We start from the raw sequence: 9710 nt of genomic DNA on the forward strand, positions 1-9710 counted from the left end.
CACTGGCAGCGGACTCGCTCCAACGTCCGCTTTTGGCCAATTCTGTTGAAAACAGTCGGCCATGGTTTCCACGACAGAAAAGTACGCGCTTGAAATTGAAGTCTTTACTTTGATCAGAGGGCTCCTGGGTCAGATTTCGCATAGCGGTGCGTAAAAAAGGCGCTTTCAGCGGCTAGTATGCGGGCAGTCTGGAAGAACCGACTTTTTCAACAGAATTGGCCGATTGCTGCCAGCCGCGAAAGGCAACAACCGGCCAGAAACTATCGCCGACGAGCGGCAACTCTGCGGCGGCCCAATGCGCTAGCCTTCCATCGCGTGGGTGGCGCGCATCGCCAAGGCCTGTCGCTGCGACCAGCAACTGCGCGTCTTCGGGTTCGACCTGAGGGCAGCACTGAAATGGCGCGGCAAGTGCGGCCAAACACTTCATTCATTGCAGTCCGTCACAGGTACGCCTCACCATGGGAAATCCACTTAAGCATTCGAGCGTTCGTTTTGGTTTCTTGCTGGGTGTTATCTCAATGGGGCTGGTCGCTTGCGCCAGCGACGAGAACGCTAGTGCACCGAATAAAGCAATTACTCGCCCCCCCATCGATGACAGCGAGACTTCGTCTGTGCGACTCACTACCAGTTGGCTACAGCACTCCCTTAGCCAAACTGGCTGTCTGGAGCACGCCAGAGTGGCGCTTACAAAAGCGAGATATTTTGTTGAGGCCGGCAACCGATCCGTCTTCGGGTTTCGTCAGGGTATGACTGTTTCGATTCGCTGCGACTATGAAGGCGTTGCTTTTTTGGCCGTCGCTTATCGCCAAAGACCAACCACTGAAACCCAGGATCGGATCTTGAATGAAATCACCAGGCTGTTTTGAGGACTACAGGCAAAAGGCAGGGGCTCGCCGGTACACCGGTCTCAGCGGGAAACAAGGCGGTGCTGGAACGCTGGTCGGTGACCTTCCATGACCAGCGTTGGGCATTGGCAACGGATTTATCGTCCGGACTGAGCGCGTGATCAGGACGGATTCGGCTCACTTCACATCCGGCCATTGATACAAGGACGGTTCTTTGCGCATGAGCCGTGCCCCGTCAGTCCGCTTGCACGGTGACTTGATGCTGTTCACCCAACCCCGTAATGCCTAGCCGAATGGTCTGGCCAGGACGCAGAAAGACCGGGGCAGGTTTGATTCCCAGACCCACGCCAGGCGGCGTGCCGGTGGAGATTACGTCGCCTGGTTGCAGGCTCATGCAACGACTCAGATAGGCAATCAACTGCGGCACATTGAAGATCAGTGTCCTTGTATTGCCTGTCTGGTAGCGGTGACCATCGACATCCAGCCAAAGATCCAGCGCGTGAGGATCGTTGATTTCATCGCGAGTGACCAACCACGGGCCGAGCGGGCCGAAAGTGTCGAAACCTTTGCCCTTGTCCCAGGTGCCACCGCGCTCCAGTTGCCATTCGCGCTCCGACACATCGTTGATGACACAATAGCCGGCGACGTGTTCCATGGCGTTCGCTTCATCGATGTAACGCCCACCTTTGCCGATGACCACACCAAGTTCCACTTCCCAGTCGGTTTTGAGCGAGCCACGCGGGATCTCGATGTTGTCATTCGGCCCGCAGATCGCACTGGTCCATTTGTTGAAGATGATCGGCTCTTTCGGTACGTCCATGCTCGACTCGGCCGCATGGTCGGCGTAGTTCAGACCGATGCAGATAAATTTGCCCACCTGCCCTACGCAAGCACCGATACGCGGCTGGCCGGCAACGAGCGGCAGGCTGGCCGGATCGATGGCGCCCAGCGCTGCCAGGCTTTGCGGGCTCAGGACTTGACCGGCGATATCCGCCACGTGGCCCGAAAGGTCGCGGATCTGATTATCAGCATCCAGGAGGCCGGGCTTCTCCGAACCTTTTTCGCCATAACGCAACAGCTTCATGTGTTTCTCCTGCTCAAACTGAAAGTGCAAACCAGGCTTCAGATGCTCATGCCGCCAACGATGACATGCATGCCCCCGATAGTGTAGGCCGACTCATCACTGCCCAGGTACAAGGCAAACCGGGTGATCTCGTCGGCGCTGCCGATTCTACCCATGGGTTGGCGATCGAGAAATTGCTGATACACCTGTGCTTCGTCATCGATGTCAGTGGCAAACACTTCAGCACCGGCCCGGGCAAAGACAATGGCGCAGGCCTTGCCAATGCCCTGCCCGGCGGCCGTCACCAGCACGCGTTAGTCCTGCAGGTTCATGCCGTCTCCAGGCTCGCGGTGGTACGCGCGGTTTTCGCAGTTCTGCCGAGCATCGACGCGGGAATGGCCAGGATCAAACCGCCGCTGAAGAACAGGCACAGGGCCAACACGCAGGTACCGTTATTGATGTTGCCGGTGAGGTTTTCCGCGACGGCGGTTCGCCAGACACCCGGCACCTTCATTTGCAGCGTCGAAGCCCTGCTGATCGAACAAGGCATGTGGTCGCAATACCTGGAAGTCGGTATCGGCCCGGACGCCGAAATTTTCACCAAGGCACCGGTTCTCGCCGCCGTCGGCACTGGCAGCCACATCGGCATTCATCCAGGCTCGCAATGGAACAATCCGGAGCCGGAGGTGGTGCTGGCCGTCAACAGCCGTGGCCAGATCCATGGCGCCAGCCTGGGCAACGACGTCAACCTGCGGGATTTCGAAGGCCGCAGTGCGCTGTTGTTGAGCAAGGCCAAGGACAACATTGAGCGGTGGCGCTGCGGCAAAGAATTTTTATGGCGGTAGCAATGGCTGGGGAACAGCAATTGCGAAAGAAATAAATCTCATTCGTCATTTATCTGACGCACTTACGACGCCCGTCTGAAAATCGTCGGATAAATGACGTTTCGAGTTGAGCTTTCAACCTCCTGACCTAGGCTCATGCCTTGTGGGGTGGAGGTGAAGTCCATGCGCAAAGTATTGATTGGTTCGTCGATGCTGGCCTGCCTGGTGGTGCTGGGCGGCTGGTTGAGTCGACCACAGCCGTTGCCGGTCAGGCTGCTGGAGGTTGACCGAGGGCCGGTGGAGACACTGGTGGCCAACACACGCGCCGGTACGCTCAAGTCCTGTCGACGCTCGCATCTGTCTTTCAATGTCGGCGGCCAGGTTGCCGAGTTGCTGATTGCCGAGGGCCAGCGAGTCCAGCCGGGGCAGGTACTCATGCGCCTGCGGCAGGACGAGCAACAGGCCCGGCTGCAGGAGGCCGAGGCGCGGCTGGAGGCCCAACGCAACGCCCGCGAACAGCGCTGCCAGCAGGCTCATCTGGACCGGCGCGACCTCGATCGCCTGGGCCAGTTGGCCGACCGCAAGCTGGTTGCCGCCGATCGCCTCGATCAGGCCCAGACCAAGGCTCACCTGGCGAAGCTGATGTGCAGTGCCAGTGCCGTGCTGATCCGCGAGGCCGACGCCAGCGTGCAGTTGCAGCGTTCACTGTTGGAGCAGACGACCCTGCGTGCGCCATTCGCCGGCATCGTCGCAGAAATCAACGGCGAACTCGGCGAGTTCGTCACCCCTTCGCCGCCGGGTATTCCCACGCCGCCGGCAGTCGACCTGATCGACGACAGCTGCCTGTATGTCGAGGCGCCGATCGATGAAGTGGACGCTGCCCGGGTTCGCCCCGGAACCGCCGTGCGGATCAGCCTGGATGCCTTCCGTGGCCAGCATTTCGCCGGCCGCGTCAGCCGCATCGCGCCCTATGTGCGTGAACTGGAGAAGCAGGCGCGCACCGTCGATGTCGAGGTGCGCTTCGACCAGCCGCCGGCCGATCTGGCCCTGCTCACCGGCTATAGCGCCGACGTCGAGATCCTCCTGGAACAGCGCGCAGCTGCTTTGCGCATCCCCACCGAGACCCTGCTGGAGGGGCAGCGCGTGCTGCGGTATGACCCGAGCGCCCGAGTGTTGCGCGAGGTGCAGGTGCAAACCGGGTTGAGCAACTGGCGCTGGACCGAGGTGCTCGCAGGGCTGGACGACGACTCGCGTATCGTCGCCAGCCTTGAGCAGAAAGGACTCAAGGACACCGTGGCGGTGATCCCGATGGATGCGCCGGAGACTGAGCAATGATCCGCCTGCGCGGCGGCTGCCGCAGCTTCCAGTTGGGCGAGCAGCAGGTGATGGGGCTCGACGGCCTGGATCTGGACATCGCCGCCGGTGACTACATGGCGGTGATGGGCCCATCGGGCTCGGGCAAGTCGACCCTGCTGAACATCCTCGGTTTGCTCGACGCGCCGAGCGCCGGCGAATACTGGCTGCAGGGCGAGGCCACGGCGACGCTGAGCGAAGCGCGGCGCGCCCAATTACGCAGCCAACTGATAGGTTTCGTGTTCCAGTCTTACCACCTGCTCGCACGGCTGACGGTGCTGGAAAACATCGAGCTGCCGATGGTCCTCGCCGGCATCGGCGCGGCGCAACGGCACAAGCGCAGCAGCCAGTTGGTGGCGCGTCTGGGGCTGGGCGAGCGCATTGCCCACCGCCCGGGTGAGCTGTCCGGTGGTCAACGCCAGCGCGTCGCCATCGCCCGGGCGATGGTCATGCAACCGGCGCTATTGTTGGCCGACGAGCCCACCGGCAATCTCGATAGCCAGGCCGGCGCCGAGGTCTTCAACCTGCTGGAGGAACTCAACGGCGAGGGTCTGACCCTGATTGTGGTAACCCACGACGCCAGCCTGGGCGCCCGCGCGCAACGCCAGTTACACATGCGTGACGGGCGGATCCACAGTGCTGCGCCGCAGCCGGCGCTGGCCTGATGCGCGCCGCCGATGCCCTGGGCTTCTGGCTCGGCGCCTTGCGTGGGCATCGCTCGCGCAGCCTGATGCTGCTGCTGGCCATCGCTATCGGGGTGGTTGCGGTCAATCTGCTCACCGGTCTCGGCGCGGGGGCGCGGGCCTTCGTCCTGAACGAATTCTCTGTGCTCGGGCGCGACATCCTGATCGTTTTCCCGGGCCGCAAGGAAACCACGGGGCGCATTCCGCCGCTCACCGGCCTGACCCCGCACGAGTTGACCCTGCAGGATGTCCAGGCCATCACCCGTTTGCCGGGCATCCACCGGGTCGCGCCGATGCAGGCCGGGCAGATGGAGGTGATAGTCGGCAACCGCAATCGCGAGGTGCTGACCCTGGGCACCACCCGCGACTTCTTCGCCATTCGCCAACTGACAGTCGTCCAGGGCCAGCCCCTGCCGGCGCTTGACCCTGAGCAGGCCGAGGCCGTCTGCGTGATCGGCGGTAAACTGCGGCGCGAGCTGTTCGGTACGCGCCCGGCCCTGGGTGAATGGTTGCGCGCCGGCGACCGGCGCTTCCGGGTGGTGGGCATCCTCAGTGATCGAGGCGAATCCCTGGGGATGGATTTCGCCGAGATGTTGATCATCCCGGTGGCCAGTGCCCAGGCCTTGTTCAATCGCGAGGGGTTGCAGCGGGTGTTTGTCGAGGTACGTGGCCCGAGCTTTCTCGAGCGTAGCAAGCGGCTGATACTGGCCACGCTCAAGGAGCGCCACGAGGGTGAGGAAGACGTCACCCTGATCAGCCAGGACAGCCTGCTCAGTGCCTTCGACGAGATACTCGCGGTGCTGACCCTGGCGGTGGCCGGGATTGCCGCGATCAGCCTGTTGGTGGCAGGCATCCTGATCATGAACGTGACCTGGATTGCAGTGAGCCAGCGCAGCGCCGAGATCGGCCTGCTCAAAGCCATAGGTGTGACGGCGGCGCAACTGCGCCTGCTATTCCTTGGCGAGGCGGCGCTGCTCGCCCTGACGGGGGCGGTGGCTGGGTTGCTTCTGGCCGAAACCCTGCTCTGGCTGGGACGCTTGGCGTTCGACCTGCCGCTTTATGCACCTTGGTGGGCGCGGGCCAGCGCGGTGCTGTTGGCACTCGGCACGGCGCTGCTGTTCGCCTGGCTGCCGGCGGCCCGGGCCTCGGCGCTGGAGCCGGTGGCGGCGCTACGCACGCCGGGAGCGCACTGATGCGCTGGCTGGATGGTTTGCGGCTGACCAGCTCGGCGCTGACCTGTCGCCCCTTGCGCAGCCTGCTGACCTTGCTCGGGGTCGCGATCGGGATAGCCGCCGTGGCACTGCTCACGGCCATAGGCGAAGGCGTGCGCGGCTATGTGCTGGAGAACTTCGCGCAGTTTGGTACACGGATCATCACCGTGCGCCCGGGCAAGACCCAGACCAGCGGGCTCGGCGGTCTGCTCGGCAGCGTCCGGCCACTGACGATCAGTGATACCGACGCCCTGCGGCGCTTGCCGCATGTCGAGGCGGCGGTGCCGATCATTCAGGGCAGCGGGGATATCCAGTTCGGCCAACTGAGCCGGCGCAGCGACATTATCGGTGGCGGCCATCAGCTGGCGCAGGCCTGGCGCATGCAACTGAGCCTGGGCGAGTTCCTGCCCGCGCCCCGTGACGGTCGTTCGCCGCCCTATGTGGTGCTCGGCCATCAGCTGCGTGTGGAGCTGTTCGGTACACGCAATCCGCTGGGCGAACTGATCCGCGTCGGCGGCGTGCGTTTCCGGGTGATCGGCGTGATGGCGCAGAAGGGCCAGTTACTCGGCTTCAACCTCGACGATATCGCCTACATCCCGGTGGATTGGGCCGAAAGCCTGTTCAACCGCACCGGGGTGGTCAAAGTCCATGTGGTGTTCGGCGCCGGCACCACTTCGCGAACGTTGAGTCGGCAGATTCGCCAGGTGCTCGGCGAACGGCACGGCGAGGAGGACTTCAGCCTGACCACCCAGGACGACATGCTGCGCAGCTTCAACCGCGTGCTCGGCACCCTGAGCCTGGCCATCGGTGCCTTGGGGGGCATTTCCCTGTTGGTCGGCGCCGTCGGCATTCTCACCATCATGACCACCACTGTGGGCGAGCGCACGGCGGAAATCGGCGTGTTGCGAGCCATTGGTGCCAGTCCGCGGCAGGTGCTCGGGCTGTTTCTCGCCGAAGCGACGCTGCTGTCCCTGGCCGGTGGCCTGCTGGGTCTATTGTTGATGGGCCTCTTGCTGGGGCTACTGCACCTGGCCATGCCGAGCCTGCCCTTGGCCGTGCAGCCACTGTTTCTGCTGCTGGCGCTGCTGCTGGCGGCGGTTATCGGCATTCTCGCCGGCCTCGCTCCGGCACTGCGGGCCGCCCGCCTGCATCCGGTGGCGGCTTTGCGCAGTGAATAGCGGCCAGGCCAATGAGCCGGACCGGCCAGCCAAGGCACCGTGCGGCCGGGTCTCGCCGGTCTCGCCGGCAGCCCGTACGTCAACGCAAGTTCCAAGGCCGGTCACAAGGGGTATAACTATCAGAACAAAAGGCGAGTGACCCAGAGCAGGCCCGCCAGAGACGGCGCCCGGACCTGGCGCCCCAGATCTGATCGGCGCCTGCGGCGCGGAGCGATGTGATGAGTTGCAGAACATGGCGATGGGCTCGCAAGAGCCTTCTTGGCGGCATCGGGCTGACCTTGCTGGTCGCTCCATTGTGCGCCAGCGCCATGTACAAGTGCCAAACCAGGGACGGAGCCGTCAGCTACACCCGCGAAGCCATCGCCAGCGCCCGTTGCACTCGCCAGAATGACACGGCAGTCGCCGGTGCCAACGCCAAGGCAAGGGCCCTGCCACGGCGGGCGGGGGACGACAAGTCTGGTGCGGTGCGGGTTCGGGTGTACACCTTCATCCACAGGGGTGTTCGTCAATATGTGAGCCGGCGCCCTGTCGGGATCTCCGCACGGGTCGATGTCCTTGAGTTGTATTACATCAAGGGCTGCTATCTGTGCATGGCGCCGAAGGATTTCAAGGTCGCCTCACTGCGCCTGGACACCCAGTCCTATCGGCGGGAGATCGAAGCCGCTTCGGGTCATTATGGTGTCGACAGGGCACTGGTCCGCGCAGTGATCCATGCCGAATCGGCGTTTCGCCCCAACGCCATTTCCAGAGCCGGCGCCCAAGGACTGATGCAGTTGATGCCCGCCACCGCCGAGCGCTTCGCCGTGGACCATCCGTTCGACGCACGACAGAACATTCGTGGCGGTGTGCGCTACCTGGCCTGGCTGCTCAAGCGCTTCAACGGCAACCAGGTGTTGGCGTTGGCAGGTTACAACGCCGGCGAGGCGTCCGTGGTCGAATACAACGGGGTGCCTCCCTACGCCGAGACGCAATCCTACGTCACCCGCGTGCAGTCCTTGACCGAGCGCTATCGCAACCATCGCTAGTACCGCAGGGCGTATCACCCGCAATAGTCCACCAATGCCCTTTCCCCCTCCCATCCTCGACCACTACAGGAGAGAAGCCGCGACGATAAGCTCTCGGCGCAAAGCGCCCAGCCCCTGGAGCGCCTCACGCAACGTAGTTCGCTTAAACAGCACATTGTCTCGGTCAAGGTCTGGCGAGGCGATGGCACGGTGGTCTACAGCACGAATAAAGCCGTCACCCACCACACATTCCCATTGGAACATGTGACCAAGGCACTCAAGGGCAAAGTGGTCACCGACCTTGAAGAACTGAGCCCGGATGAGGACGAGGTCGAGCGCAAGCTCGATATCCCGCTCTATGAGTTCTACGCACCCCTGCGCGATTCAAGCACGGAAAAGTCATTGCGGTGGGCGAATTCTATGAAAAGGCCGATAGCCTCAAGCGCGAGATCAATCGTGTCCGACAGCAGGTATGGGCGGTTGTGGCGCAGCGACGCTGCGCATGCTGACGCTGCTGTTCCAGGCTTCTGGAGACCTCCAGTGCCCGCGAAAAACTGCCAATAACCCAAATCTGTGCCCCCAAAGTGTACTGACACACTTTGGGCCAAAAGCGGACTCTTCTACAATCGGACCCGATCGCCATGCGTTGAATGGGTTATTCAACCCCCTTCTCCACAAGCCGTAGAGTGAATGGATTGCAGCCCATCCCTACCTGACTATGCTCTACCGGGAGAAATTTGATGTGTAACAGCACGATGGCAGAGGTAGCAAAATAATGGCCTTTTTGTTGGTAGACGATCAGCCCATCATCACTTATGCCTTGAGTGAACTGCTCAAGGGCGCATTCACCGATGCAGCCCGCATCGACGTGGCTGCCGATAGTTTGACAATGCTCAAATGCCTGGCGAGCAAGCATTACGACTTTCTCATTCTGGATCTGTTTACGCCTGGCGCCGGACAAAGTATTGCCATGTTACGGGCAGCACTGAGCGAATCGCCGCATCTGGGGGTGGTGATCTTCTCGGGCTATAAGTCACCCTGCCTGGCGCTCGCCGCACTGGAACAGGGCGCTCGTGCCTATGTCTGCAAATCCAGCGGACCTCATCTGATTGTCGAGGCCATCGAGGCGCTCAAAGCCGGGAATGTTTTTTGCGATCCGGCGATCGACCTTGCCAGCGCCCACAAGCATCCCTGGTATTCACTCAGCGATCTGGAGTGGTATGTGCTGCTGTCGCTGGCCCGTGGTGAATGCTTGCACAAGGTAGCCGAACGCCAGAGCCGCGACTACAAGACCATCGCCGCTCACAAATACAATGCACTGAATAAACTCGGACTGAGTACCGGCGTGGAGCTGGCGAACTATCTCGCTTCCCAGGGATTGGGTTATCTACTCGACGAGTTGACTGCCGACACAGTACCAAACCGCTACAAACGGCCGTTACAGGCTTCTGCGGCCAGCCGCAGGTAACTGCAACCGCCACAGGAGCAGTCGCGCCGCGGCTGCTTTTCTGTGTTGGGTGTCAAGCGCGATCGCCCCGGAGCACCGGGC

The 9710-nt window shown here is 62.2% G+C and carries 8 protein-coding genes and 5 pseudogenes; 9 read left to right on the top strand and 4 right to left on the bottom strand.

Annotation, left to right across the window (positions count from 1 at the left end; genetic code table 11):
* Positions 1 to 458: 458 nt before the first annotated feature.
* On the top strand, positions 459 to 866 hold the full coding sequence (locus tag KW839_RS16670) for a hypothetical protein (RefSeq protein WP_218424962.1): 408 nt from the start codon (positions 459 to 461) through the stop codon (positions 864 to 866).
* A gap of 214 nt (positions 867 to 1080) precedes the next feature.
* Here the strand turns inward: KW839_RS16670 and KW839_RS16675 are convergent, their stop codons facing one another.
* The 4 genes and pseudogenes from KW839_RS16675 to KW839_RS16685 form a co-directional block, all read right to left on the bottom strand.
* The gene (locus KW839_RS16675) at positions 1081 to 1929 is read right to left on the bottom strand and encodes an ureidoglycolate lyase (RefSeq protein WP_060543832.1); all 849 of its coding nucleotides are present in this window, start codon (positions 1927 to 1929) and stop codon (positions 1081 to 1083) included.
* A gap of 38 nt (positions 1930 to 1967) precedes the next feature.
* Positions 1968 to 2126 (bottom strand): annotated as a pseudogene (locus tag KW839_RS28150) (SDR family oxidoreductase); the annotation flags it as partial.
* 30 nt (positions 2127 to 2156) lie between these two features.
* A pseudogene (locus tag KW839_RS28155) lies at positions 2157 to 2219 on the bottom strand (hypothetical protein); the annotation flags it as partial.
* 17 nt (positions 2220 to 2236) lie between these two features.
* Positions 2237 to 2398, bottom strand: a pseudogene (locus KW839_RS16685) (MFS transporter); the annotation flags it as partial.
* A gap of 40 nt (positions 2399 to 2438) precedes the next feature.
* On the opposite strand from KW839_RS16685, the pseudogene KW839_RS16690 reads away from it, so the two are divergent.
* From KW839_RS16690 to KW839_RS16725, 8 genes and pseudogenes are all read left to right on the top strand, one after another.
* Positions 2439 to 2711, top strand: a pseudogene (locus KW839_RS16690) (fumarylacetoacetate hydrolase); the annotation flags it as partial.
* A gap of 204 nt (positions 2712 to 2915) precedes the next feature.
* Complete coding sequence (locus KW839_RS16695) at positions 2916 to 4067, top strand: efflux RND transporter periplasmic adaptor subunit (protein WP_218424963.1); 1152 nt, start codon at positions 2916 to 2918, stop codon at positions 4065 to 4067.
* Positions 4064 to 4750: an ABC transporter ATP-binding protein gene (locus KW839_RS16700; protein ID WP_060543836.1), complete on the top strand. Its 687-nt coding sequence runs from the start codon at positions 4064 to 4066 to the stop codon at positions 4748 to 4750. The genes KW839_RS16695 and KW839_RS16700 overlap by 4 nt, the downstream gene beginning before the upstream one ends.
* Positions 4750 to 5961 carry an ABC transporter permease gene (locus tag KW839_RS16705; protein WP_060543837.1) on the top strand — a complete coding sequence of 404 codons (1212 nt, stop codon included), beginning with the start codon at positions 4750 to 4752 and terminating at the stop codon, positions 5959 to 5961. The genes KW839_RS16700 and KW839_RS16705 overlap by 1 nt, the downstream gene beginning before the upstream one ends.
* Positions 5961 to 7157, top strand: coding sequence for an ABC transporter permease (locus tag KW839_RS16710; RefSeq protein ID WP_218424964.1), 1197 nt, complete (start codon positions 5961 to 5963; stop codon positions 7155 to 7157). The genes KW839_RS16705 and KW839_RS16710 overlap by 1 nt, the downstream gene beginning before the upstream one ends.
* Positions 7158 to 7375: 218 nt before the next feature.
* Entirely contained in the window at positions 7376 to 8182 is an 807-nt protein-coding gene (locus KW839_RS16715; protein WP_218424965.1) for a lytic transglycosylase domain-containing protein, read from the top strand.
* A 63-nt stretch (positions 8183 to 8245) separates the two neighbouring features.
* Positions 8246 to 8681, top strand: a pseudogene (locus KW839_RS16720) (sensor histidine kinase); the annotation flags it as partial.
* A gap of 255 nt (positions 8682 to 8936) precedes the next feature.
* Positions 8937 to 9629, top strand: a complete 693-nt coding sequence (locus tag KW839_RS16725; RefSeq protein ID WP_218424966.1) for a response regulator transcription factor — start codon at positions 8937 to 8939, stop codon at positions 9627 to 9629.
* Positions 9630 to 9710 lie beyond the last annotated feature (81 nt).

This window comes from Pseudomonas sp. PDM31, assembly GCF_019218965.1.
Lineage (GTDB): Bacteria > Pseudomonadota > Gammaproteobacteria > Pseudomonadales > Pseudomonadaceae > Aquipseudomonas.